Origin of the sequence: Caballeronia zhejiangensis (assembly GCF_000698575.1) — a bacterium.
GTDB classification, from domain to species: domain Bacteria; phylum Pseudomonadota; class Gammaproteobacteria; order Burkholderiales; family Burkholderiaceae; genus Caballeronia; species Caballeronia zhejiangensis.
This window is the reverse complement of record NZ_JFHD01000018.1, coordinates 42,953-68,839: the sequence shown is the minus strand read 5'-3', so window position 1 is coordinate 68,839 and position 25,887 is coordinate 42,953. Positions and strand designations below refer to the sequence as shown.

General features: G+C 57.2%; 21 protein-coding genes and 3 pseudogenes. 7 read left to right on the top strand and 17 right to left on the bottom strand.

Annotated elements, in window-relative coordinates; genetic code table 11:
* Positions 1–70: 70 nt before the first annotated feature.
* The 3 genes from BG60_RS21725 to BG60_RS21715 are packed head-to-tail and all read left to right on the top strand — an operon-like array spanning position 71 to position 5,404.
* Positions 71–3,298 carry an efflux RND transporter permease subunit gene (locus BG60_RS21725; protein WP_033537013.1) on the top strand — a complete coding sequence of 1,076 codons (3,228 nt, stop codon included), beginning with the start codon at positions 71–73 and terminating at the stop codon, positions 3,296–3,298.
* Positions 3,298–3,975, top strand: coding sequence for a heavy metal response regulator transcription factor IrlR (gene irlR, locus BG60_RS21720; protein ID WP_033537012.1), 678 nt, complete (start codon positions 3,298–3,300; stop codon positions 3,973–3,975). Before BG60_RS21725 ends, irlR begins: the two co-directional genes overlap by 1 nt.
* A 19-nt stretch (positions 3,976–3,994) precedes the next feature.
* Positions 3,995–5,404 carry a heavy metal sensor histidine kinase gene (locus tag BG60_RS21715; RefSeq protein WP_033537034.1) on the top strand — a complete coding sequence of 470 codons (1,410 nt, stop codon included), beginning with the start codon at positions 3,995–3,997 and terminating at the stop codon, positions 5,402–5,404.
* A gap of 100 nt (positions 5,405–5,504) precedes the next feature.
* Here BG60_RS21715 and BG60_RS37070 read toward each other — a convergent pair whose 3' ends face one another.
* Positions 5,505–5,777, bottom strand: coding sequence for a DUF4148 domain-containing protein (locus BG60_RS37070; protein WP_075583537.1), 273 nt, complete (start codon positions 5,775–5,777; stop codon positions 5,505–5,507).
* A gap of 872 nt (positions 5,778–6,649) precedes the next feature.
* Between BG60_RS37070 and BG60_RS21710 the strand changes: the two genes are divergently transcribed.
* On the top strand, positions 6,650–6,922 hold the full coding sequence (locus BG60_RS21710; protein WP_033537011.1) for a DUF4148 domain-containing protein: 273 nt from the start codon (positions 6,650–6,652) through the stop codon (positions 6,920–6,922).
* 138 nt (positions 6,923–7,060) lie between these two features.
* Here the strand turns inward: BG60_RS21710 and BG60_RS21705 are convergent, their stop codons facing one another.
* On the bottom strand, positions 7,061–7,243 hold the full coding sequence (locus BG60_RS21705; RefSeq protein WP_033537010.1) for a hypothetical protein: 183 nt from the start codon (positions 7,241–7,243) through the stop codon (positions 7,061–7,063).
* Positions 7,244–7,822: 579 nt separating this feature from the next.
* On the opposite strand from BG60_RS21705, the pseudogene BG60_RS21700 reads away from it, so the two are divergent.
* Positions 7,823–8,236: pseudogene (locus BG60_RS21700) on the top strand (DUF4158 domain-containing protein); the annotation flags it as partial.
* A gap of 101 nt (positions 8,237–8,337) precedes the next feature.
* Here BG60_RS21700 and istB read toward each other — a convergent pair.
* From istB to BG60_RS21660, 7 genes and pseudogenes are all read right to left on the bottom strand, one after another.
* Positions 8,338–9,153 (bottom strand): IS21-like element helper ATPase IstB, encoded by an 816-nt coding sequence (gene istB / locus BG60_RS21695; RefSeq protein WP_375294349.1) that lies wholly within the window; start codon positions 9,151–9,153, stop codon positions 8,338–8,340.
* Positions 9,137–10,075: pseudogene (locus tag BG60_RS21690) on the bottom strand (Mu transposase domain-containing protein); the annotation flags it as partial. The gene istB and the pseudogene BG60_RS21690, both read right to left, overlap by 17 nt.
* An 86-nt stretch (positions 10,076–10,161) precedes the next feature.
* On the bottom strand, positions 10,162–11,160 hold the full coding sequence (locus BG60_RS21685) for a tyrosine-type recombinase/integrase (protein WP_029672325.1): 999 nt from the start codon (positions 11,158–11,160) through the stop codon (positions 10,162–10,164).
* On the bottom strand, positions 11,157–11,918 hold the full coding sequence (locus BG60_RS21680; RefSeq protein WP_144403836.1) for a tyrosine-type recombinase/integrase: 762 nt from the start codon (positions 11,916–11,918) through the stop codon (positions 11,157–11,159). The genes BG60_RS21685 and BG60_RS21680 overlap by 4 nt, the downstream gene beginning before the upstream one ends.
* A 32-nt stretch (positions 11,919–11,950) precedes the next feature.
* Complete coding sequence (locus BG60_RS21675; protein ID WP_029672327.1) at positions 11,951–12,382, bottom strand: hypothetical protein; 432 nt, start codon at positions 12,380–12,382, stop codon at positions 11,951–11,953.
* A 163-nt stretch (positions 12,383–12,545) separates the two neighbouring features.
* A pseudogene (istA, locus tag BG60_RS21670) lies at positions 12,546–13,130 on the bottom strand (IS21 family transposase); the annotation flags it as partial.
* A gap of 855 nt (positions 13,131–13,985) precedes the next feature.
* Positions 13,986–16,376, bottom strand: coding sequence for a heavy metal translocating P-type ATPase (locus tag BG60_RS21660; RefSeq protein WP_375294348.1), 2,391 nt, complete (start codon positions 16,374–16,376; stop codon positions 13,986–13,988).
* 81 nt (positions 16,377–16,457) lie between these two features.
* Between BG60_RS21660 and cadR the strand changes: the two genes are divergently transcribed.
* Positions 16,458–16,889 carry a Cd(II)/Pb(II)-responsive transcriptional regulator gene (gene cadR, locus BG60_RS21650; RefSeq protein ID WP_033536745.1) on the top strand — a complete coding sequence of 144 codons (432 nt, stop codon included), beginning with the start codon at positions 16,458–16,460 and terminating at the stop codon, positions 16,887–16,889.
* 33 nt (positions 16,890–16,922) lie between these two features.
* Here the strand turns inward: cadR and BG60_RS21645 are convergent, their stop codons facing one another.
* The 6 genes from BG60_RS21645 to BG60_RS21620 form a co-directional block, all read right to left on the bottom strand.
* Positions 16,923–18,224 (bottom strand): Nramp family divalent metal transporter, encoded by a 1,302-nt coding sequence (locus BG60_RS21645; protein WP_029672333.1) that lies wholly within the window; start codon positions 18,222–18,224, stop codon positions 16,923–16,925.
* 65 nt (positions 18,225–18,289) lie between these two features.
* Complete coding sequence (gene copM / locus BG60_RS21640; RefSeq protein WP_029672334.1) at positions 18,290–18,688, bottom strand: CopM family metallochaperone; 399 nt, start codon at positions 18,686–18,688, stop codon at positions 18,290–18,292.
* 23 nt (positions 18,689–18,711) lie between these two features.
* Positions 18,712–19,920 (bottom strand): permease, encoded by a 1,209-nt coding sequence (locus BG60_RS21635; protein WP_029672335.1) that lies wholly within the window; start codon positions 19,918–19,920, stop codon positions 18,712–18,714.
* A gap of 21 nt (positions 19,921–19,941) precedes the next feature.
* Complete coding sequence (locus tag BG60_RS21630) at positions 19,942–20,904, bottom strand: YVTN family beta-propeller repeat protein (RefSeq protein WP_029672336.1); 963 nt, start codon at positions 20,902–20,904, stop codon at positions 19,942–19,944.
* A gap of 17 nt (positions 20,905–20,921) precedes the next feature.
* Positions 20,922–21,122, bottom strand: a complete 201-nt coding sequence (locus BG60_RS21625) for a heavy-metal-associated domain-containing protein (RefSeq protein WP_029672337.1) — start codon at positions 21,120–21,122, stop codon at positions 20,922–20,924.
* 677 nt (positions 21,123–21,799) lie between these two features.
* Positions 21,800–22,075 (bottom strand): DUF4148 domain-containing protein, encoded by a 276-nt coding sequence (locus BG60_RS21620; RefSeq protein ID WP_063897290.1) that lies wholly within the window; start codon positions 22,073–22,075, stop codon positions 21,800–21,802.
* Positions 22,076–22,564: 489 nt separating this feature from the next.
* On the opposite strand from BG60_RS21620, the gene BG60_RS37055 reads away from it, so the two are divergent.
* Positions 22,565–22,981, top strand: coding sequence for a DUF411 domain-containing protein (locus BG60_RS37055; RefSeq protein WP_029672339.1), 417 nt, complete (start codon positions 22,565–22,567; stop codon positions 22,979–22,981).
* A gap of 447 nt (positions 22,982–23,428) precedes the next feature.
* Here BG60_RS37055 and BG60_RS21615 read toward each other — a convergent pair whose 3' ends face one another.
* Together BG60_RS21615 and BG60_RS21610 are read right to left on the bottom strand one after the other, a co-directional pair.
* Positions 23,429–24,850, bottom strand: a complete 1,422-nt coding sequence (locus tag BG60_RS21615; protein ID WP_034472854.1) for a heavy metal sensor histidine kinase — start codon at positions 24,848–24,850, stop codon at positions 23,429–23,431.
* Positions 24,847–25,518 carry a heavy metal response regulator transcription factor gene (locus tag BG60_RS21610; RefSeq protein ID WP_029672341.1) on the bottom strand — a complete coding sequence of 224 codons (672 nt, stop codon included), beginning with the start codon at positions 25,516–25,518 and terminating at the stop codon, positions 24,847–24,849. The genes BG60_RS21615 and BG60_RS21610 overlap by 4 nt, the downstream gene beginning before the upstream one ends.
* Between the last annotated feature and the right edge of the window lie 369 nt (positions 25,519–25,887).

The following is a 25,887-nucleotide window of genomic DNA, read 5'->3' as shown; positions in this document are numbered from 1 at the left end:
AGCGCAACCCGCTACATAACGACGCGGCCCTTCGCGCCGCGCGCTTCCTGCTGCATCAGAGGACCATTCCATGTTTGAGCGATTGATTCGCTTCGCGATCGCGCACCGCTGGCTTGTCATGCTCGCGGTCGCTGCAGTGGCCGCCTTCGGCATGTACAGCTATCAGAAGCTGCCGATCGATGCCGTGCCCGACATCACCAACGTTCAGGTGCAGATCAACACCTCTGCTCCAGGCTATTCGCCCCTCGAGGCGGAGCAGCGCATCACTTATCCCGTCGAGACAGCGATGGCGGGTCTGCCGAACCTGGAGGAAACGCGCTCGATCTCGCGATATGGCTTGTCGCAAGTGACGGTCATCTTCAAGGACGGCACGGACATTTACTTCGCGCGTCAGCTGGTCAACGAGCGGATTCAGGAAGCAAAGGACAAGTTGCCGCCCGGTGCAACGCCTGCAATGGGCCCGACTTCGACAGGACTCGGCGAAATTTATCTCTGGACCGTAGAAGCGGATCCGTCTGCGCGTAAGCCTGACGGGACGCGTTACACGTCGTCGGATCTGCGCGAGCTCCAGGACTGGGTCGTGAAGCCTCAGCTTCGTAATGTGCCGGGCGTGACTGAGGTGAATTCCATCGGCGGATACGTCAAGGAGTTTCGCATCGCGCCGAACCCGACCAAGCTCATGTCGTATGGCTCGACGCTGGCAGACGTCGTGCGGGCGGTCGAGCGCAACAACGACAATGTCGGCGCGGGCTATATCGAGAAACGCGGCGAACAGTATCTGGTACGCGTGCCGGGTCAGGCGCGCTCGGCGGAAGATCTGGCGAATGTCGTACTGACGAACGTGGGGGGCGTGCCCGTTCGCGTGAAGGACATCGCGCAGGTCGACACGGGGCGTGAACTGCGTACGGGTGCTGCGACGTCCAATGGTGAAGAAGTGGTGCTCGGCACGGTCTTCATGCTGATGGGAGAGAACAGCCGCGCGGTATCGAAAGCCGTCGCGCTCAAGATGGACGACGTCAATCGTTCGCTGCCCAAGGGCGTGCGCGCCATTCCTGTGTATGACCGGACCAATCTGGTCGAGAAGGCCGTGGACACGGTCAAGAAGAACCTTCTCGAAGGTGCGGTGCTGGTCATCGTCATTCTGTTCCTCTTCCTGGGCAACATCCGCGCGGCCATCATCACGGCGCTCGTCATTCCGCTGTCGATGCTGATGACCTTCACCGGTATGGTGAACGCGAAGGTGAGTGCGAACCTCATGAGTCTCGGAGCGCTCGACTTTGGCATCATCGTCGATGGTGCGGTGGTGATCGTCGAAAACTGCGTGCGGCGGCTCGCGCATGCACAAACTCTGCTTGGCAGACCGCTGACGCGCGAGGAACGGTTTGCCGAAGTGTTCGGCGCATCGCAGGAGGCGCGGCGGGCCCTCATCTTCGGGCAGCTCATCATCATGGTGGTGTATCTGCCGATCTTCGCGCTCACTGGCGTGGAAGGCAAAATGTTCCATCCGATGGCCGTCACGGTCGTCATGGCCCTGGCGGCGGCGATGGTGCTGACCGTGACGTTCATTCCGGCGGCGGTCGCTCTATTCATTGGCGAGCGTGTAGAAGAGAAAGAAAACCGCATCATGGGCTGGGCGCGGCGCGCCTATGAGCCTGTGCTGACTCGGTTCATGGCGCAACCCAAGCGCGTGCTGAGCGGTGCTGTGGTCATCGTTGCACTGACGATGGGACTTGCGACCCGACTCGGTAGCGAATTCATTCCAAGCCTCAACGAGGGCGATCTCGCCGTGGCCGCGCTGCGCATTCCCGGCACAAGTCTGTCTCAGTCGCTCGACATGCAGAAAACGATCGAGAAAACGCTCAAGCAGCGCTTTCCCGAGATCGATCGGGTGTTCGCGCGTACCGGCACGGCAGAAATCGCGGCCGATCCCATGCCGCCGAATCTGTCCGATGGCTATGTGATGCTGAAGCCGACGAAGGATTGGCCAGATCCTGACAAGTCGCGTGACGATCTCATCAAGGAGATCGAGACGGTTCTCGCCGAACTGCCGGGTAACGCGTATGAGTTTTCGCAACCGATCCAGCTACGTTTTAACGAGCTGATTTCCGGCGTCCGTAGCGACGTGGCCGTCAAGATTTTTGGCGACGATATGTCGGTGCTCAACAGTACGGGCGAGAGGATCGCGGCGGCGCTGAACAAGGTGTCGGGCGCGTCCGAAGTGAAGGTCGAGCAGACGACAGGCCTGCCGGTGCTGACCATCAATCTCGAGCGGGAGAAGCTGGCCCGGTACGGCGTCACGGTTGCCGATATTCAGGATGCGATCGCCGCAGCGGTCGGTGGTCAGAAAGCGGGAACGCTGTTTCAGGGCGACCGGCGCTTTGACATCGTCGTGCGTCTGCCCGACGAGCTGCGCTCGGATATTGAGGCGATCAAGCGGTTGCCGATTGCGCTTCCCGCGGCGGCGTTGGCGCCCGCGAGCGGGCCGGTCGTGCAGGCGCCGTACGTTCCGCTGGCAGAACTCGCGACAATCGAGGTCGGACCCGGACCGAACCAGATCAGCCGCGAAGACGGAAAGCGGCGCGTCGTGGTGAGCGCGAACGTGCGCGGGCGCGATGTGGGCTCGTTCGTGGCCGATGCACGCCAGCAGATCCAGCAGGATGTACAAATCCCGGCCGGCTACTGGGTGTCGTGGGGTGGCCAGTTCGAACAACTCCAGAGCGCAAGCGAGCGGCTGAAGCTCGTGGTACCCCTGGCGCTGTTCATGGTGTTTGTGCTGCTGTTCGTGATGTTTAACAACGTGAAGGACGGTTTGCTGGTGTTCACCGGCATTCCTTTCGCACTGAGTGGCGGTGTCGTATCGCTTTGGCTGCGCGGCATTCCGTTGTCGATTACGGCGGCGGTCGGCTTTATCGCCTTGTCGGGCGTCGCGGTGCTCAACGGCCTCGTGATGATATCGTTCATCCGGAGCCTGCGAGAGGGCGGGGCGGAGCTCGACGTCGCGGTCAGGGAAGGTGCGCTGACTCGCCTGAGGCCTGTGCTGATGACCGCGCTCGTCGCCTCGCTCGGGTTCCTGCCGATGGCCTTCGCAACCGGCACGGGCTCGGAAGTTCAGCGGCCGCTAGCGACCGTAGTGATCGGTGGCATTCTGTCGTCCACCGCTCTGACCTTGCTGGTTTTACCGGTGCTGTATCGGGTGAGCCACTCGACATCGATGCGCGCCGTGTTCGAAAAGCGCTTCGGCTTTCTCGCGCCAAGCTGGCTTCAGCGGCGCATGCGTCACTCCCGAGGTAACGTGTAATGCGAATTCTGATTGTCGAAGACGAGGCGAAGATGGGCCTCTATCTGAAACGGGGGCTTTCCGAGGCCGGGTACACCGTCGATTGGGTTGAGGACGGCTTATCAGGCCAGTATCAGGCTGAAACGGAAGACTACGACCTTCTGATCCTGGACGTGATGCTGCCCGGCCAGGACGGATGGTCAGTGTTGCAAAACCTGCGTCGCACGAAGAAGACCCCCGTGCTTTTTCTGACGGCGCGAGACGATGTGGGCGATCGGGTCAAGGGACTCGAGCTTGGCGCCGACGATTATCTTTCGAAGCCGTTTGATTTCGTGGAGCTCACCGCTCGCATCAAGGTTATTCTCCGACGAGGTCAGCCGAGTGATTCGAGCACCATCCGTGTGGCCGATCTTGAACTCGATTTGACCAAACGGAAGGCCTTAAGACAGGGCAGCTCGATCCTCTTGACGGCGAAAGAATTTGCTTTGCTGTGGTTGCTCATGCGCCGTAAGGGTGAAATTCTGCCACGCGCGACGATCGCCTCTCAGGTTTGGGACATGAACTTTAATAGCGATACGAATGTGGTCGACTCGTCCATCAGGCGGCTTCGTTCCAAAGTCGACGACAATTACGAGCCCAAGCTTATTCACACCGTGCGCGGCATGGGATACGTACTCGAAGTCAGGGATGGCAAGTGAGAACCTCAAGCGTCAGACGATGAAGCGCGACTTTCCGAGAACCCTGCGCGCCAGGTTGACCGTCCTGATCGTCGTGTCCACTTCGACTGTGCTCGCTTTGAGCGGCCTGGCGCTCTACGAGGCTTTGCGAAGCCGTATTGAATGGACCGCGACCGAGCAGATGTCGAGCATTCTGACGGCGCTCAGGAGCCACTTCGACGAGATCAAAACCGCGGACGAGATCGCGCGCAATCCGGAGATGTGGACGGATCAGCTTCATGATCACCCCAACATGGCCATGGCGATCTACGATAGTAAAGGAGCACGGTTGCTTCAGACGCCCGGGTTCCAACCGTCCACGCCGATGATCGCCAAGCGGTCGCCCTACGCGGTTAGCCTTGACAGATCGAACTCCAAGAAGCGCTATCTCACCGCCGCGACGCCGCTAAACGCTTCGCCTGGCGAGAGTGTTCGCGTCGTGCTGCAGTACGACGGCAAGAATGATGCAGAACTTCTTCGAGCTTATGCTTATACGATCATTGTGATCGAAGTACTCGGGGTGATGCTCGCCTCAGCGCTCGCATACGGGATTGCCAGATTTGGCCTAAAACCCTTGAGGCAGCTCGCCGCTCGCGCCGAGCAGATGTCCACTTCGAGACTCGCGCATCCCTTGCCGTCACTGGATACGTCCGGTGAGCTCAAGGAACTCGAACTCGCCTTCAACGGCATGGTCGAACGGCTCAACGAGTCGTTCACGCGTTTAAGCGAGTTTTCGTCAAACCTTGCGCATGACATGCGCACCCCGCTCACCAACTTACAGGCGGCGGCACAAGTTGCCTTGACCCACGAGCGTTCCGCGCAAGATTATAAGGACGTAATTGAATCGAGCATCGACGAGTATCAACGCCTCTCGCGAATGATCGAAGATATGCTTTTCATCGCGCGTGCCGAACAAGCTGATGCAATGCTGAAGATCAGACGGCTCGATGGAGCATTGGAGGCAGGCAGGGTAGCGGGCTTCTATGAGTCGTTGGCGGAGGACACAGATTTGAGTATCCGCATTTCTGGACACGCGCGTATAGATGCTGATCTGCTTCTTTTTCAACGAGCGCTGAGCAATCTCGTCTCCAATGCGATCGCTCATGCGCCTTCTGGTAGCACAATCGATGTTAGTTGCGAGGAACGCGGCGACCAGTCTGTCATTAGCGTCACGGACACCGGACCAGGAATCGAACCGGTACACGTGGATCGCATCTTTGACAGGTTCTACCGTGTCGATCCCTCTCGCCATTCGCGATCATCCAGCTCTGGTCTCGGTCTCGCTATTGTGAAATCTATTGCTGGCAGTCACGGGGGAAACTGCGGAGTCGAGAGTCAACCCCATGTCAAAACAAGGTTCTGGGTTAGCTTTCCGATCCAACGTATTCGAGACGTCCCACCTGCGCTCTGATTTTCAATCAACGCGTTGAAGTGGTTTATCGCCGTCGACCGAGAAAAAGCGAACGCGCGCAGAGCTCAATCACGCGCGCGTTATTTGCGATCAGACGGCGCTATCGAGCAGCAACCGAGTCGTGATGATCCACGTTTGGCGTTACTTCGCCAGCATGTCGAGACGTGGCGTGCACTTGCTTATTGCGAGCGACTTGCGCTTCAGTAGGCGGATACTGGGTCTTGCTCGTCGGCACAACGCCCTCGTGCTGAGCCTGGACAAGCTCCTGATGGACTTGTGCGCGTGACTTACCTTGCGCCATAGCAACGTTTGAAATTGCGCCGAGCGTGACAGACGCGGTAACAAGCAACGCTGCGAATTTGATTGCTTTCATCTCTTTTCTCCGTTGATTCAGACGCCCAATCGGCGCGTCTTGGAGAACAGTATGCGTGTTAGCCCCTTCGTCAGCGTGACGCGAAAATGAGAAATCTGTTAGAGAGAAGATAAGTGAAGGAGGGACCGTTCGTCACCGTATTCGCAAGCACGTAGATGACGCCAACATGATGAAAATATCATTTCCGCGTCATCGCCGCAATTCGCTTCTAAGCCACCATAACACTGTAAATCTGCTCGATCTCTGAGAGCAGAGCGGTGGAGTCAGGATTAACTCAGATTGGTGGACCTTATGCGTAGAAAGACGCTTGTTGCATGTACTGCAATCACCGCAATTACCCTTGCGGGATGCGCTCAGTTTGGTTCGTTCGATGCAAACATGTTGCCGTCATCCAACGACGTCACGAAACAAAAGTCCTCGGCGCTACCATCCAACAACCAAGTCGATTATGCGGGGCATCCTTGTACGAGCGCGAATCTGCACGTGAAGGCACACCCGTGTATCTTTCCGCGGGATCGAGCCGAGTGACGCAAGAATCGTCGCGCCGCGTGTTGACGATTGAAATGGAATGAAAGGGACGGCGTTGTGAAGAACGGGTTTTATAGGATAGGTCTTGGGAAAGGGCACAACGCGAAGGGCAAGGCACACAGCGAAAGTTGGTCGCAGTAATCGAGCGAATGGTCCACTAGGAATCAATCTTGATCGCCCTCATTCATTTGAGACGAACGCGCTCTGCAAGGCTTCTATCAGAGCCTGGTCTATGAGATCAAAATGACGATACTTTCATATTCAGATCATGTTGGCAAAGCGTCCAGTTGCCATAATCCACTCACAGAATTGCCATTCGGCAATTAACTCCTGGAGAAACTGAAATGAATGCGAAGAAGGTTGTGGGCGCGATGCTGACTGTATGTGCGACGCTGGGTCTGGTTTCGGAAGTGGCGATCGCGCAGTCCAAGTCGCGTGAGCAAGTCCGTCAAGAACTCATTCAAGCTCGTCACGAGGGCATCACACCGGCAAGCAAGACTCAATATCCACCGACCGAGGCGGTACTTGCGCGCAACAAAGAGATTCACGCTGCTACAACCCATGCCGGTGAAAGATCGCCGAGTGCGGATCAACACGATCAGATCTCGGGCCGCTAATGTGCGAAAAACGTAACTCGTCAGTAGGCACCGTCCGAACGGACCGATAAATGGGGTTCGCTTCCACGTGCGCAGGGACCGGGCCGACGATCATCCATGTCGTACCGGTCCCGCATGACGTCGTCAGATGGCTTCATTTCACTGTCCCCACTTCTTCAGGTGCGCCAGGAACGCATCGGCACCGACGAATCCGACGAGCTGCGCGTCGCGTTCCTGTCTTCCGTTACTGTCGTAGAAGATCAGTGCGGGCGGCCCAAAGAGGCCAAAGCGCCGCAACATCGCAAAGTCCTCCGATGTGTTCTTCGTCACGTCGAGACGCATCTGTATCACAACTTCAGCTCGCGTTCCAACTCAATCGGCAACGGATTGCTGCGGTCGTGGCAACAGAGGGCATCCGGGACCCCGGCAGACCGATGATCCTCTTGAGCGTCTGATACGCCGATTCAACAACGCCGGTCACTTTCGCGTCTGTCTTTGAGTCGCAAGTTCCACCGTCGTTGGCGGGCTGGCGAGCAGTCTCAAAATATCGAGGAAAGGCGTCTGAATTGAGAACACGCTCCGGAGACGCCGTGGCCACTGGAGGGTCGCCGGATTCAGCCGGACCCTGAAACTGAAGCTCGGTGTTTCGCTGCGCGTCCTGAGCAAAAAACCGTCTGCTTCGCATACCGTAGCAATTTTACATAACCTAACTTATCGCATTTTAATTCGGGAGGCCTTATGTCAAGAACCATCCGCTGACTAGACTCGTTTCGCGCTACATTATGTCAATTGTAAAGAATCGCCGCTGGTTGCTGTCGGCTGGACAGCCGATGCCAGGTCGGCATCCCGATTTGTACCGTAGCGCCGCCGATTTTGCGCCGCTAGGCTGGATCGCTTCGTGATCGCCGCGGAGCACAGACGATGGAAAGCTGGCGAACAGGCTATCTTGGGATCCGTCAAGTACCCCGCGATCTGAGCGAGTTTGAACTCAACACTTTCTTCACGTTCTCGAAGCAAGAGATCGCGCTCATCGAGACGCGGCGATCTGAATTATATCGTCTCGCCGTTGCGTTGCACGTCGGGTTCATACGAATGTCCGGCCGATCGCTGGATTCATATCGCCAGATACCTGCGATGCTGTGGCGGCACCTCGGTCGACAACTGCATGTCCAGCCGCCCGATCTCGGAACGCTGCGCTCGATCTACGACGGACGCTTCGATACGCTGTCCGACCATCGACGATTTGCTCAAATCATCGCGAACTTCCGCACGATCTCAGAGCACCAACGGACCACGGATTGGCTAGAATTTGGTTCCAGAACACACCCCTCTCGGGCCTTGCGGCCATTTCTCTGCGAGCAATTCGACCGCACCCCCGAAAGCCGCACCCCCACTTTTTGCATCTAAAATTGACCCACCCCTGATGTGCAGAAACATCATTCTGGTGCGTCGATTTCCTCCTCTTTTTGTCGTCTGGGTGAGCTTTTCCGGGTTGCAGCCCGCGAAGCGGGCTGCCCCGCGGTGCTGTTTTTGAAGCGCCAAGAATCGTTGCCTGTTTCGACGATATGGCAGTGGTGCGTCAGACGGTCAAGCAGCGCAGTCGTCATCTTCGCGTCGCCGAACACGTTCGACCATTCGGTGAAGCTTAGGTTGGTCGTAACGAGAATGCTCGTACGCTCGTATAGTTTCGAGAAGAGATGAAACAACAGTGCGCCACCCGTTTGAGTGAATGGGAGATAGCCCAGCTCGTCCAGAACGATGGCGTCGACGTACATCAAGCGATTCGCCAGCTGTCCCGGTTTGCCGGCGGCCTTCTCGGCTTCGAGCTGATTCACAAGCTCAACGGTGGTAAAGAATCGAACTCGCTTCCCGTGATGCTGTATCGCTTCGATGCCGATGGACGTCGCAAGATGCGTCTTTCCTGTGCCCGGGCCACCGATGAACACAATGTTTTGCGCGGATTCGCAGAATCGAACAGTATGGAGTTCTCGCACAAGAGCTTCATCGACATTCGCCTGCCCGAAGTCGAACCCGGCGATGTCACGATGGGCAGGGAAACGAGCTGCGGCCATTTGGTAGTTGATTGACCGGACCTGCCGCTCAGCAGTCTCCGCCTTCAGCAGCATCTGCATGAATTGCTCCGGGTCGAAGTCGTTGTGACGCGCCTGCGCTACCAGTTCGGGCCATGCTTGCGCCATTCCGTGAAGCTTCAACGATTTGAGAAGTGCAGCTGTTTCATTCGACATGACCATCCTCCTCATTGCGCGTAACTCGCAGCCGCTCGTAACGGCGAACGTCTGCAAGCGGTTCGACCTTGAGCGTGATTGCTGTTCTCACAACGTCACCCGGACGCTGCGACGGACTTTTTAGTCGAGCAAGGATGTTGAGGACATGGTCACCGCTCGGGCGTCCGGACTCGAGCGCTAATTCCACGGCGACGAGCACGGCTTCCAATCCATGAACGGGAGTCGCAGCGAGAACCTGAACCATCACGCGGTCGCCACCGGTTTGCTTCAACAAGTGTCTCTGCAGACGAAGCATTGGTTCGGGCATCGTCAAGAACGGGGCCCCGTTTCGCAAGGAACCGGGCTTACGCTCCACGAGATTGATGTAGTGCCGCCAGTCGTAGAAGGTTTGATAACGGTCGAAACTGCGTGGATGGCGCGCAATCTCGGCGCCATCCGCCACGACGCTGATGTAGGTTGGATAGCTCCGGAGGCTGACGATTTGATGGGCATACTCCGTCGGCACGCTGTAACGGTTCCGGTCGAGATGCACCAAACTCGTCGGCGAGACGCGCACCGGCTTCTCAATGTAGCCGTCGAAGGGCTTTGGAACCTGCATCAGCCGTGGACGTTCGTCGGCCAAGGCGTCTTCGACGCTCAGTTCCGGCCATTGTGGATGTCTCAGCTGCTTCCAGGCCTGTTGGCATCGCTCGGCCAACCATATGTTAAGGACCTCGAGCGATTCCCACCGGATATTGATTGCATCGTGCCAAATCTGTCGGCGCCGGTCCTGAACGTTCTTCTCGACGATGCCTTTCTCCCAGCCGGCCGCTCGGTTGCAGAATTCAGGCTCGAAGAGATAGTGGCCGCACATCGCGTGGAACCGCGCATTGATGGCTCTCTCCTTGCCCGGCCCAACCTTGTCGACGGCGGTCTTCATGTTGTCGTAGTTTTGTGCCCGGACTCGTTTTGTGCCCTAGCGGCCTGAGACGCGCACCGGCATTGACGAGTCACCGGCCGCGAGGCACATAAGCTTCAAAGCGATTGCAGCCACTTCATCAGGTCTTTGTCTTGGTGCCATCCGTCGCGAGGCGGGGATGCCGCCGAAGCCGTCGGAGGCATGCATGCTGCGAGAGCGGCTTGCTTGGTTCGCATCGTGATCTCGGCGTACCGATTAGTTGTGTCGAGACTGACATGACCGAGCCAGGCACGGATGACGTTGGTTTCAACTCCCGACTCCAGCAATCGGACCGCGGTCGTGTGTCGAAACACATGGGGCGAAATATTCCTGCCTTGATCGTGGCCATCGCTTCGCACAAGGTTCTGCGTGTTCCGCCTGACGAGTTTGTAGATACCAAAGCGCGTCAGCGGTTGGCGTCGACTCGAAACGAAGAGTGCTGCTTTCGCGTCGCCGCCCTGCACCGTATCCAATTCCTTGAGCAAAGCGGCCGTTTCGGGCCAGATGGGGCAGCCCCGCCACTTGTCGCCCTTGCCATGTAGTCGCACGCGCAGCGGCCCCTCGAGATCGACATCGCCGACGCGCAGATCGGCGATCTCCTGTACGCGAGCACCCGTGTTGTACAGCAGCATCAGCAAGGCTTGATCGCGCAGCGTCCCCTGCGAAGCAAGCGTCCGGAATAGCCGGTCGATCTCATCGTGTTCCAAGTAGCGCGTTGGCGCGGGCGATGTCCGCTTGTTCGGGATAGCCTCGACGCGCTCTGCCTCGGCCAACATCTCGCAGTGATGTAACGCCACAAAGCGATAGAAGGTATGCAACGCGGCCAAGCGCTGGTTGCGCGTTTGCGGCTTGTTGTGGCGCTGAACCTCGATCATCTGCAGGAATTCGAGTACCCTCTGCGATGATAGATCCGTCAGACTGAGACGAGTGACCGGTTTGCGACGCGCGTGAGAAACGAAGGCGAGGAACAGCTTGATCGTGTCTCGGTAACTCCTGACCGATCCGGGACGTAGTCCCTTCTGGACCTTCAGATAGTCTTCGAAGAAGCTGAACAACACCTGCCCGACGGTGCTCATGATTGTTCTCCTCCAGGTACGAACATCCGAAATCGTCTGTCGGCTTCGTGCAACAACTCCTCGGTGATCGTCAGGTACACGGCAGTGGATGCCGGGTCTGCATGTCCGAGGAAGGTTGACAGATGGATCAAGCGCGAATTCGGATCGATTCCCGAGCGATACCAACGCAACAAGGTTCCGACCGCGAAGGCATGCCTCAGATCGTGTAGCCGTGGGGTGCATACACCGCTCGGGATGTTCAACTCGAGGTGCGGCAGTAGCGAGTGAAACGTTAGGCTGATCGTGCCTTCATGGATGGCTCCGCGCTTGGTGAACGTGAACAGCGGGGCCTCGGGATCGGGGCGCGGGCCGAAGCGTCGATCGACATAGCGTGCCAGGCGCTCGCCCATGCGTGGACCAAACGGCACAAGCCGGGACTTATAGAACTTGGTATCCCGCACCGACAGCATTGCACTCTGGAAATCGACGTCCCCCACCAACAACCTGGTGACTTCGCCGACCCGCAAGCCCAGCCCGTACAGCAAGGCGAACACCATCTCGTAGACCAACGCGCGATGTGGCGCCTTCGGCCGGGTACGCATGCCTCGGGCGGCCTCGAGCAACCGCTTCGCGTCGTCAAGGCTAAACAGGTAGGGGATGCGCTGGCCGGTCACGCGGCGAGAACAGGCATTGACCGGGTTGCCCTCGAGCACTCCTTGGATCGATGCCCAGTCGAAGAATCGCCGCGTTACGCCCACAAGGTGGTTGTAGCTGCGCACACGGGCACGCGGACGTGAAGCGAGGAAGGCGTCTATCTTAACCCGCGTTCGTCGCGCAAGTAGCTAGCAAATCCGGGAGCTTCCGATTCGAACGGGAACGGCTTGCGTTGACGATGTGGCCCGACGCTGCCATACAGCGCCAACTCCAGCATCTGTCGAACTGGATTACGCGCGTCATAAGCGACCTTCGCGCGAGCGATATCGGAATTGCACGACTTACCGTGAATCGACAGCCAGTGCTGCGCGAAGGCATCAATGTGGTCCAGCGCAGTCTGGCCGTCGGTTGCGCCGCGGGCGCTTGCGAATTCGCCGAACTGGCAAAGAATCGGCACCCGTCTGAAAACGTTGCGGTCCGCATAGCCCTGTGCACGCAGCCAACTGACGTAGTGCTCGATATAAGCCCCGGCGACGTTGGCCAGAATACGATCGACGGTGGCCGGCTTGACGTAGTAGTACTCCAACATGACAACCTCCGTTCCAAAATGGGAAGGGAGATTGATCATCCACCATCCGACCTGCGTTATGTGTCCGCTCGCAGTCGAGCCTTGAGGCGCGGTGCGCGTCTCAGGCCGCTAGGGCACAAAACGAGTCCGGGCACAAAACTACGATTTTGTGGCTGGCCACAAAATCGTAGATGCCGCGCCGAGGAACGCCGCCTAAGGCCACGAACGCTCGCGCGTGCGCGTCGAACAACATCTCGTGACTTTGCGTCGGATAGGCCACCAGCCAGAAGGCACGACTCGCGGCGAGCTTCATGTGGGCAACTTCTATCCGTCGCCTCAGCCCTCCGATAAAGACATACTCGCAACTCCAGTCAAACTGGAACGCTTCGCCGTATTCGAATGCGAGCGGCACGAAGGCACCGCGCTGCGCCCCAGCATCGCGTGCCTTCTTCCAGTTGCGCACAAACGCTGAGACGCGGTCGTAGCTCCCGTCGTAACCGGACGCGCGCAAATCCTCATATATCTGCGTTGCGGAACGACGCTCTCGCCTAGGTCGCGTTGTGTCGGCGACCAGCCACAACCTTAATTGCTCAGACCACGGGTCAATAACGCTGTCGTTGACGCGTTTCGGATACTTGGGCTCGCCCGTCGTGGGCTCGCGCAGCCAACGTCGAATGGTGTTTCTCGAGAGCCCCGTCTGTCTCGCAATGTCCCGAAGCGGGACGCCGTCGCGGAAATGCATCCGCCGAATCTTGGCCAACATGCTCACGGTAATCACTCCGTTCTGCTGCTTGGCGTCCAAGCAGGAAGTTGAACATGTGGGTCAATTTTCGATGCAAATTTCTAGCGGAAGTGGGTCAGTTTTGCGCGCGCATCAACATACAAGAACAACGAGAACAACCGCCGGCGTAGGGTGTGGCCTTTTTCTAGGGTCCCGTTTTCGACGGGTACCTGCACGACGTGCGCACCGATGCGCAGCAAGACCCAAATGCAGTCTTCACCTCCGCTGAGTTCCGAACGAGCCGTGTTCAGGCCGAACGTGTGAGGCAGGGATACTCAATTTCGTCCATGCGTCGTGCCGCGGTAGATTTGCCGGCTTCGACGACTTGAACTCAGTCGAACGCGTCCTACAATGGACTTCATCGTAACCAAGCCTCTCTTTGTCCCCAATGACATTTCCTGTTAGCGGCAATTTGAAAGTGCAAACAGAGATGCTGACCTTCCTCGTCATCTCCCACCTTGCGACCAAATTCGCGACCGGTGGATGGATGTCAACAGAGAATACCGTCGAGTCTTCCGTTTTCTGGTCGAAATCAATGCAGCGCGACGAAGATGTCGTAGCCCGGGTTATGTTGACAAGTCGTGCGCTATCGATTTCGAAGGTCATCGAAGCTGAGACTGGCCTCACGCTGAGCGGCAGCGCTCTAGCGTCCATCTTTGACAGCAATCTGCGGTTGGACTTCTCCTCTGCCACGACTCGCGATATTTACGAGCGGTGTTACAGGCATCTTCTGATGGTCAGGTAGGTTCAAAACCATACTCCAAACTATCTGCGCCTCAGGCGGAGCAATTTCGACGACGACCGCGTGGTGAACGCCAACCGAGCAGAGACCCTTACCCAAATCTACTTGCGCAGCAGTCGCAAGCCGTTCGCAACGACGAGCAGGCTCGCTCCCACGTCAGCGAACACGGCCATCCACATCGTCCCGAGTCCACCGATGGTCAGTGTAAGAAAGAGTGCCTTTATGCCAAGCGCCAACGTGATGTTCTGGACCAACACCGTGTGGGTCGCCTTCGAAAGACGGATGAACGTGGGAATCTTGCGCAAATCGTCATCCATCAGCGCGACGTCGGCCGTCTCGATAGCGGTATCCGTACCCATCGCACCCATGGCGAAGCCGATGTCCGCCCGCGCGAGTGCTGGTGCATCATTTATGCCGTCACCCACCATGCCGACCATCGCATTAACACTCGACAGGCTCTCGACCACGCGCAGTTTGTCCTCGGGAAGCTGGTCACCCTCGGCGCGGTCGACGCCCACTTCCTTGGCAATCGCTGCCGCAGTGTGTCCGTTGTCACCTGTGAGCATCGCGGTTCGCACGCCGAGCGCGCGGAGCTCGGAGATTGCTTCGCGGCTCGATTCCTTCACCGTGTCGGCAACAACAAAGAGACCAAGCACACGCTTGTTATCCGCGAGCATAACCACAGTCTTTCCGTCTCGCTCGTATGGTTCTAGTCGAGCCTCGAGTTCCTGCGAACAACGGCCAAGCTCCTCAACGAGGCTGTGATTACCGAGGGAGTAGTGGCGACCATCCACGCGTCCCGCGATACCTCGTCCAGGAATCGCCTCAAACTCCTCGACTGAGAGCCGCGCCACGCCATCGGCATTTCCTGCTCGCGTGATGGCTGTCGAGACAGGATGGTCTGAGCGACTCGACAAGCTGGCCGCAATAGAGCGCACGAACATGCTTTCGATGTCGGTCGCATGGAGCTCGAAGGCGACTTGCACCGGCTTACCGTAGGTAATAGTGCCCGTCTTGTCGAGTGCAAGCCAACGAAGCCTCCGACCCTGCTCGAGGAATGTGCCGCCCTTGACCAGAATGCCTTTGCGAGCAGCGGAAGCAAGACCACTAACTATAGAAACCGGCGTCGAAATCACAAGTGCGCAAGGGCAAGCGATGACGAGCAGCACCAGTGCCTTGTAGACCCAGTCAAACCATGCGCCGGCGAAAAGGAGCGGCGGAACGATGGCGACGCCAAGCGCAACCACGAAGACAATCGGGGTGTAGACCTTGGCGAACTGGTCGACAAATCGCTGCGTCGGGGCTTTGGTGCCTTGAGCGTCCTCGACCGCATGAATGATGCGCGCGAGCGTCGAATTGTTCGCCGCAGCGGTGACTTGAAACTCGAATGAACCCGATTCGTTGATGGTGCCTGCGAAGACGTTATCGCCGAGACCTTTTTCAACCGACATACTTTCGCCAGTAATTGGTGCCTGGTTGACCGTGGTACGCCCCTCTGTGACAGCCCCGTCAAGCGCAATACGTTCTCCAGGACGTACGCGCACAATCGCGCCCAAGTCGACGCGTGCCGCGTCAACGTCGACCCACGAACCATCTGCCTGCTTGACCGTCGCGGTTTCGGGCGCGAGGCTCATCAACCCTTCGATTGCGTTGCGGGCTCGGTCGAGCGATTTCGCCTCGATGAGCTCGGCAATTGTGAACAGCACCATCACCATCGCAGCCTCGGGCCATTGGCCTAAGGCCAACGCGCCCGTAACCGCGATGCTCATCAGCGCGTTGATGTTCAGGTTCAGATTCTTGATGGCGACCCAGCCCTTCTTGTAGGTGCCAATACCGGAACACGCAACGGCCACCAAGGCAAGCCCTGCTACGACCCACACTGACGCACCGAGCCAGTCGGAAACTTCTGCACCGAACGCGGCGACACCGGCGATGACCAATGGCCACCAGGACCTCTTGACCTGCCTCGGAGCGTGACGTGCGGCCGCTTCGTCGCCGAGTTCCGGCGTGAACCCAAGAGTCGAAAGCGCTTTGACGACTGCTTGGAGACCGTCGGGCCGATGAACTACTGTGAGGACCCGCTGCATGAGATTGAATTGCATCTCGGAGACCTCAGCCATTCCGCCGAGCTTCTTGCGAATGAGCGCTTCCTCCGTCGGGCAGTCCATCTGCATTATCCGCATCTGAGTGCTGACCAAGCCTCCGACCGCCGAAGACTGAGTGAGCGCAGCCAGAGCGGGCTGCGCTTTACTGTACCCACCATGCGGTGCGTGGTCGTGTCCATGGACGTGGTCACATTGCGCGTCTCGGCGATGCTCATGAACGTGACGATTGGTCGAATGCCCTGCGTCGTCATGCACCCGTCCTGTCGCATCTTCATCGAGTATGTCTGCGCAGGTATTTCCACGGCAACAACCATCGTGCGTCTCGCGCTTTGTTTTGGCCTGTTGCAACGCGATGTCCGAGCTTTTTTTACCGCAACAATCTTCCATGTCTGCTATCCGCTTGGTATATGCTCCCAGTAAACACCTTGGAGGAACTCCAAGGTCAAGGGTTTTTTGGGGGACAGATGTATGAGAATTGGCGAACTGGCAAAGGCGGCCAACTGCACAACAGACACGGTCCGGTTCTACGAAAAGGAAGGCTTACTCCCGCCGCCTGAGCGGACCGAGGCGAACTATCGTAACTACACTCCCGCCCACATCGACCGTCTCCGCTTCATACGAAACTGCCGCGCGCTTGACATGACGCACGATGAAGTTCGAGCGCTGCTGTCCGCATCGTACGAGCCGAGCATCGGATGCGGCACCATTGACTCGCTGCTGGACGAGCACATCGCGCATGTCGACGAACGTATCGCAGAACTTGTCCGCCTGCGGGAACAACTGGGTACTCTGCGCGCCCGTTGCGCGGGCGACGCGGCGGTCAAAGAGTGTGGAATTATGCAAGGTTTAACCTCGATGGAAACCACGCTTGAGAAACATCGAGGAACTCATCTGGGCTAGGAGGCAGCGGTTCATCGGCCTCACGAGCCGCGATTATCCTCGTGCTAATCCGAACGTTTGCAGCAACAAGAACGCGTTGAGTGCCAGGACGATGACCGCTGCCCCCGCGGCCAGTATGGTCGTAGATGCGCTATTCTTGCGGACACCCATGATGTCCTGTCGGCTACTAAACCATAGCAGCGCCAGCATCGGAAACGGCAACGCCAGGCTCAACACGACCTGACTGATGACGAGCGCAGTTGTAGCATTTACGCCGAAGCCGACTACCGCAAAACTGGGCAACATGGTCACGACCCTCCGCACCCATAGCGGGATACGAAAGCCAACGAATCCCTGCATAATCATCTGGCCGGCCATCGTTCCCACGACCGAGCTTGATATCCCGGAGGCGATTAGGGCAAGTAGAAAAATGCCTGCAGCGCCAATGCCCAGCAGCGGTGCCAATGTGTGATATGCCGTCTCGATTTCGGCGACATCAGGGTGTCCCTCGTGGAATGCGCCGGAAGCCATGATGACCATGGCCATATTGATAAGGCCGGCAGTGCTCAGCGCGATGACCACCTCGAGGTTCGAATACGCCAGTAGCGTGGTGCGTTCAGCTTCTGTCTCTGGGAGCATGCGCCTTTGAGTTAACCCAGAATGGAGGAACAACGCATGTGGCATGACGGTGGCACCAATGATGCCGACAGCAATAGTGAGAGCTTCTGAATCTGGAAGACGTGGCGAAAAGGTATGCGTGAAGACTTCTGGCCAGGCGACCCGTACGATGAACAGTTCGGCTAGGTAAGACAAGCCAATCACGCCCACCAGCCCCCCGATTGCAAGTTCGAGCGGACGGAAACCGGCGCGCTCAAACAACAGAAGCGCGTAGGTCACGAGAGCGGTGACAACCATGCTGACAAACAAAGGCATGTGGAACAGCAGGGATAGACCGACTGCTCCGCCCAGAAACTCGGCCAAATCCGTGGCCATCGCGGCCACCTCGCTCACGCCCCACATGAGAAGGACGAGGGACTTCGGAAAGTGTTCGCGGCAGAGCTCAGCGAGGTTTCGTCCGGTAACTATCCCCAGCTTCGCCGAAAGCGCCTGAAACAGCATGGCTATTAGATTCGCCAACAGCACAACCCAGAGGAGCGTATAGCCGTACTTCGCGCCAGCCTGAATGTTCGTCGCGAAATTCCCTGGGTCCATGTAGGCGATTGAGACGACGACCGCCGGGCCAAAAAACGGCAGGAACACCCGCGCGCCTCGCCCTTCGAGCCGCTCTCGCATCGCCGACTTCGTTTGCTCCGTCAGGGTTTTACGTCTGTCCTTGCGACGGGCACGGTCGTCCATTACCACTCCAGCCTGTCATCTGATGCACGCGCTGCACGTCAGCAGTCCGCCTGCACGCTGACACATCATTCGCCAGCGTGCTTGGCTTGCCACCTCTTCATGTAAGCAATCTCCTCATCTTGTGCCTTGATAATGTTCTTGGCCAGTCGCTTCATGTCGGGGTCCTTTCCGTACTTCAACTCCACCTTCGCCATATCCACGGCGCCTTGGTGATGGGGAATCATGTGCGCCACAAAGTCCTTGTCGGTGTTGCCCGTGTAGGGCGGAGCACTCATGTTTTTCATCATCTGTTCGCCGCCCTCCTTGAAGGCATGGGTTGCAGGGTTCGAATCACCGGCGGTCGACCCGGCCATACTCATGGCGGGCATCGACGCACTCTGCTGTGCGTGCACCGCGAGCGAAGCGCCCGAGAGGGCCACGCCAGCACAGACGGAGATGACATTGAGGAAGGTTACGTATTTCATGCTGGAGCTCCTTGCAAGTGAAATCAGTTGGATGGGTCCTGGCGATGATGATGCGCATCGGCATGTCCAGAGTGATGCCCGTGAGCGCCGTGCTCGTGATGGTCGCCCTCCATCATGCGCATCATCTCCGGACCACCTGTCCTGAAAAATACGACTGTCAAGACGATGAAGATTGCACCAAAGATGATGTCGAGTACGGTCGTGTAGTTGAATGTAATCGCTGCGTCGACGACTGCCGTGTGGCGTTCGCTCGGCACCCACCCGAGCGACTGGAAAAGCCCTTCGACCACGAGTGCCGCTGAAACCATTGAAAGATAGAAGGTCACAGCGAGGAACACCGTCATGCGGCCGCCGTAGTATTTCCTGTAGATGTTGAGGATGGGGAGAATGATGAGGTCGCCAAAGATGAAAGAAGCGACGCCACCGAAGCTGATGCCACCGTTCCACAGTACTGCTGCGAGCGGCACGTTACCCACGGAACAGGTGAACGACGCAACGGCAATCAGCGGGCCTACAAACGCGCCCCAAATCATCGCGACCGTAGGGTGGCTGACGAGGAAGAATTTCTGCCAGAAGCTGTCCGGCACCCATGCGCCGAGCGCGCCCGCGATAAGCAACCCTATTGCAATATCGCGCCAAAGCATCGACCAGTTCATCACGTAGCCGTGACTGATGGCTATCCAACCCTCTCTGGAAGCGAGACGTTGCTTCCAGGTCCCTTGCTGTTTGCTCATCGACATGGCGGCGTGACCCTCCATGCTGCCGGCAATACCCTCGTTCGCCTGTTCGATAGCCTCGCTTTTCAGCGAGCCCTTGAGAAAGAATCGGAAGAGTAGCGACAAGACGACAATCATGACTGGGCCGCCGATGAACTCAGCGGCTGCGAACTGCCAGGTAATCAGCACCCACATCAGCACGCCGAGCTCGAGCACGAGATTGGTTGCTGCGAACTGGAACGCCATCGCGGCCGTGAAGTCGCCTCCCTTGCGCACGATGGAGCGGGTCATCGCGACGGCGGCATAGGAGCAGGAGGACGAGGCAGCGCCGAGCAGACTGGCAGTTGTCAGCGACCCGGCGGACGCATTCGGAAGAAGCTTCGACATCTCCGACTTGGAGACAGCGACTTCAATCAAAGCGGAAAACAGGAAGCCGAGACTCAGCCCCCAGAATATCTGCCACAACATTGTGAAGGACATCCACAACGCGTGACCGAGGGCAGTGACAATCTGCATCGCAACCTCCTGCGAAGACTGCTACATCAGCGGTGCGCGGTTATAGAAGTAAATGCCGTGCGGTGATTTCCCGACCTTGATAGTGTTCACGAGCTTCAACGTCTTCATGTCGATAACGCCGACATAGCGCGTGAAACGGAACGTGACCCACAGGTATCGCCGGTCGGGCGTGAGCTCCATGTCATCGGGCCCGGGCAGCAACCCTGCGATGGTTCCCACATTAGTCAGCGTGTTCTGGTCTAGGATGCTGATGGTATTGCCGACCCGATTCGTCACGAGCACATGTTGGCCGTCGGCAAGGGAGCGGAAGTTGTGCGCCCCTCTATCCGTGTGAATTGTCTTCACGATTTTGCGCGCCCGCCAGTCAATGACGGCCACATAGTCAGCACCGGTCATGCCAATCAGCAGATACTTGTCGCCGGGCGTGAGCCACAGTCCTGCCGGCGCTTTGCCAACAGACATCTTCCACAGCACTGTCTGTGTCGCAAGGTCGATGGCGGCAACTTCTCCGGACTCCTGCAACGTGACGAAGACAATCTTGCTGTCGGCCGTGAAAATCATGTGGCTTGGCATCTTAGCGAGCGGCACCCGCTTGGCGAGCGAGACATTCTTGCCGTCGTAGTGGTAAATATCCACACGGTCAAGACGCAGTCCGTTGGTGACGAACCACTTCCGGTCGTAAGAAAAGCCAAGCTGATATGGGTCTTCGATGTCGGGAACCCACCTCTGAGTCTTACCTGTTTTCGGGTCCAGAAACACGAGGTTATTGCCCACCGAGTTTGCGACAATCAGAGACTGGTTGTCTGGCGTCGCCATCAGATGGTGCGGCTCTTTACCGACCGGGAAAGTGTCAACGACTTTCTGACTCGCCTGGTCGATGAGACTTACACTCGCGTCCGCCGAGTTTAGAACGATGACGTTCTCCGCCAAGGCGGGTGTACTTGCGAGTATCGCGACGGCAAGAGCGCCAAGCATATATCGCATCGGAGATATGCTCGGCTTCATGAAGCGAGCACCGTGGGATGAAAACCCGCGGCTTCGATTGCTGCCATGACCAGTTCCTGGGACACGGTCGAATCGACCTCGACAACCTTGCCGGCCACGTCGATTGCCACACTGGCTGCGGCGTCCTCCCGCGTGATGGCTTGCGTGATGGCGCTCGCACATCCGCCACATGACATGTCCTTGACTTCGAATTTCATTGCTGGCTCCAGCAGTTAGAAGCTCTGATGCTGAACCTTCCCATTGCGGGAAGGTCAAGCTTGTTCTCCGATTGCGCATGTCTTCCAATTCACGCGCAGGAACCGCGGGAAATGCAACGCCAAGGCCTCGTGGCGTCCGCTTTCCCTGATGGAGTCCCGCGACAGGTTTCACGCTAGCAAGCTTCAAGCCTGTGTTTTCCGGTGACTTCCGCCTTGAAGCGTCCATCTTTAGACCGCGCTCGGGATTTTCTCGACATGCCTGAGCGCAATCGCGGGCCCAACTTTGTTTCCTTGATAGCGGACAACTTCTCGAATAGGACGCACCGACGTAAATTGAAGCCCATTGAGCATGCTGGCGGCGACCGAAATGAGATTGGTTACGACCGACGGAACAGGATGGCATCGGCGGCAACGTGAGCGATTCTCTTAACCTGCAACGGCTCGTCATCGCACAGAAGTCAGCCGCCGAGGAATGAGCATCAAATTGAAGCGGAGCATCAAACCGAAGACCATCCGTTGCGCTGAAGTGACCGGGTGGCAGGTGCTCCGAGCAAAAACCAAATGTATGTTGAGCTCGCTAAAGTTTTTTGTCTAAAACCACAAAAAGAACATATCACGGCTGGCGCGAACGTTTAAAACAGCGGAAAGCGCGGTGCTCAGGTGCAGCACAATCGGGTTCAGTGACTTGTTGCTTTGCTGGGCGTGTCGAACTCTAAAGTCTTCTCAGGGTGAGCGCGAGCGTATGCGTCCTTGTTCTTTTTCATGGAAGCCGCGCTAGGCGGGTACTCCGACCGTCGAAAAGGCAAAATACCATCCTTGTAGGCCTGGACGAGTTCACGCCGAACCTCCTCGCGCGTTTTCCCCCGGTTCAACGGACCTTCATCGCCATAGGCTACGCCATTGACTCCTACTGTCAGCAGCATGAGCGTCGCGATTGCAATAATGAGTTTCATCGCATTCTTCCGTTGACCAAAATTCATATTGGCCTTCTCTTCAGTGTACAAGTCCGAAGCTGCTTCACGATGACGCGAAAATGATAAAACTGCCATTTGACTGTAATTTTTTGCCGACACCTCTCTCATAGAAAAAGAGAGAGCAAACGATGGAAGTAACGGTCGCTAGCCCAAGCTTCGCTGTTTATGGTGAGCAAGGTTATTTTGTTTGATGTAGACGACGGGGGCAGTTGCCAGGAGAACCAAGAATTACCTAGTACGGGACAAAAAAGTAGAAGCGTCCTAAGCCGGACTTTAGCCCCGAGGATAGCAGTAACAAGAATAGCGCGTCGCCCGGTTGACCTGACAGCTCTTAATAGCCGGTGAGAGACGCTCGAGTTACCGTCAATCTGCCGGGTGCGACGCCACGTCGCTTTTTCTCGGTGTCGCGGTCCTCGCAATTCCGCTAATATAACGTTTCAGAAGCAGTTCGGATTTTCGGAAGCGAACATGAAACGTCTTTTTATCACAGCGGCTTTTATGCTTGGAGCGCCGATAGCGCATGCCGCGGCTGTCACGGTCACGATATATAAAAGCCCTGATTGTGCCTGCTGCGAAGGTTGGGTTAAACATGTAAGGACTGCGGGTTTCGCGACTAACGTCGTTGATACGAGCAACCTTCAAGCGGTTAAGGACCAGCTAAGCGTACCGACCTTCGTGCGTTCCTGCCATACCGCTGTCGTGAGCGCCACGAATCAAGTCATTGAAGGCCACGTTCCTGCATCAGCTATAAAAAAGTTAGTTGCTCAACGGGCAGTGCGCGGTGTCGCCGCGCCGGGAATGCCGATGAATTCTCCTGGCATGGGAAAAATGGATGGGAAATTGGTCACCGTTGACTTCTCCGGAGAAAAATTCTCGCAGGACTGACCCGAACGAAGGGCGAGGTGTCAGATGCGTGATTCAAGCACGCGGCGAGCTCTCTCGCGGTTAGCTGCTCCAGGCGCATTTAATCGCCGATTTGCCCTCGCGGCCGGCCAGGATTGCTCCGTCATTCTGCAGGGATGGCAACGAGCAATCAATCATGGCTGGCGAATTCCCCATTTGTGCATCGCTCGTGATGTTTCAAGGATACTTTGCGAATCACCGCTCATGGTCGCAGGGCAATTTAATGTCCTACGGGAGCAGCGACGGGATTTGTTGCTCTGAGCCGCGACAAGTCTTGCGGCTCCTTGCCAACACGAATCGTCCACTTTCTAACTCTTCATGTCGACGAAACTCAGGCGTGCATTCGTCGGGTTTAGTACAATCACAAATTCTGCTCCGGGCTACCCTTGGCGCGACAAGCCTATTCGAGAAACAATGCTGACAACGTTTTCAGGCGGGGACGACCTCATTGATTGCAGCAGAATCGCTCGTTGGGAAATATAGAGTAAACGTCGTCCGACCAGCGGCACTTTGCACGTCAATTTTGCCGCGGTGCAGTTCCATAATAGATTTGACGATGGCAAGGCCCAAACCCGCATTCTTCCCGGAATCGTGTCGGGCAGGGTCTAGCCGATAGAATCGGTCGAATATCTTTTCGACGTCCGTGGCGGGTATTTCGACGCCTTCGTTAGTAACGGAGACGGCGGTATAACCGCGCCCGTTGGAACCTCGCAACTCGATGGTGGAACCGGGAGATGCATGGTCCAAGGCATTGCTTACAAGATTACTAACTGCTCGTCGAAACATCGTTGTATCGGCGCGAATAGTACCGTCGCCCTGAACGCGTAGCGAATTGCCGCGTTCCTCGGCTAGACCGTCAAAATAGGACGCGAGCCGTCGAAGCTCTGAAGCGATATCTACATCGACAGTCGTGATGGCTTGCTGAGCATTATCGGTCCGAGCAAGGAACAGCATATTTCCAATCATGCGCTGAAGCCGCTCGCACTCTTCGATGTTGGAGTCGAGAAGCGCTTCATACTCCTCAACGCTCCTGGTCTTGGATAGCGTGATTTGCGAAGAGCTGATTACGTTCGCGAGCGGCGTGCGCATGTCATGAGCGAGGTCCGATGAAAATTGCGACAACCGGACGAACGCGCGCTCCAAGCGGTCCAGCATTCGATTTACCGAGTGCGCTATTTCGTGCAATTCGACTGGGCCGCGCTCAATATTGAGTCGTTCACTCAAGTTGTGCGCCTCGATGCGAGACGCCTGGCGGCCAATACTTTTCACCGGCGTAAGTCCGCGCCTCGCCACGAGATAACCAAGAAGTCCTACCAGCGCCGAACCAATTGCCGCCGCAGCCCAAACGTCCAAGCGGTAACTAGCCAGCAGGGAAACTCTGTCAGAAGCACTGCGCGCGAGAAGTATGCGCACGGTCTCCCCGGAGGGCAGGGTCTCGCTTGAAAAAATGCATCTTGCAGACCCAATCGCTTCGGGCGAGCACGTGTAAGGGAACCCTTGCAGTCGCCGCGGCTCGTAAGCGGACAACAGACCACCGGGCGTTTCCGGGTGTTGAACCACTATCGCGCCCGCTCGGTCCAGGACCGTCAAATATACGCCCGGATGAGATAGCAGAATTTCGTGAAACATATTGCTGGCGTCGCGGACGCCTGCGACTGTCCCGGTGTTGTGAATGAGTTGTCGGAACTGACTGAGCTTTCCGTCAATCTCGATATCATCGCGTCGCTGAAGTTCTGATGAGAGCGACGTATACAGGAACGCACCCATTAACGCGAATACCATCGCCGCGACGCCGAGGAAGGCGAGCGCAAGGCGGCCGGACAGTGAATAATGCTGCCCATCCGCCTTCATGTGCGCTCCTCCAGTACGTAGCCCATGCCGCGCACTGTATGGAGCAGTTTTCTTTCAAAAGGAGCATCGATTTTGGCCCGCAGGCGCTTAACGGCGACGTCGACGACGTTTGTGTCGCTGTCGAAATTCATGTCCCAGAGTTGGGACGTGATGAAGGTACGCGTCAGCACCTCTCCTTGGCGCTCTGCCAGCAATTGAAGGAGCGCGAATTCCTGGGCTGTCAAATCAATACGAACGTTTCCACGACGGGCGCGTCGCTTGAAGAGTTCAATTTCGAGGTCAGCGATGTTGATTACGTCGCGCGCTCCGCGCGGCGAGCGTCGAAGCAAAGACTTGACGCGCGCCAGGAACTCCGCGTACGCGAATGGCTTTGAAAGATAATCGTCGGCCCCCAACTCGAGCCCTTTGACCTTGTCCTCCACCGTGTCCCGGGCAGTAAGAAGGAGCACCGGTGTCGATTTTTGTTGCCTCAACCGGCGAAGCACTTCGAAGCCGTCTAATTGGGGAAGCATCACGTCTAGGACGACAATATCAAAGTCTTCATGCAAGGCGAGGAAAAGGCCGTCCTTTCCGTTTGATGCAACGTCGACGTTGAAGCTCGCCTCGGTTAACCCCTTATGCAGATATGACGTCATTTTTTGTTCGTCTTCGACGAGGAGTATGCGCATATTGAGCCTTTCAATCGCAGAGGGCGTCGGTAAGGTTAGCAACGGCTGTCAGTCAAGCACATGACGCGAAAATGACATTTCGGTAATTTTAGGGTCTTCCATTACAGCTTGGTCATTTTCGAGCCACGGTCGCGTCATGCTCACCTGTGTATCGTCCTGTCAACTAATCCGCCGTAGCTTGCAACGGGTATAAACCCGCGTGCTAGACTCTTGCCTCATGACAAACTGGCGCCAATTCCTTACTGTCGTTCTGCTGATGCTCAGCCTGTCGGCTCGGGCATTCGCGGGCACACCGCTGAGCTGCGAACTTTCGCGGACTAGCGGAGGGAGTTCCTCCGTTAGTCATTTCCGTGCAACTCACTTGTTTGA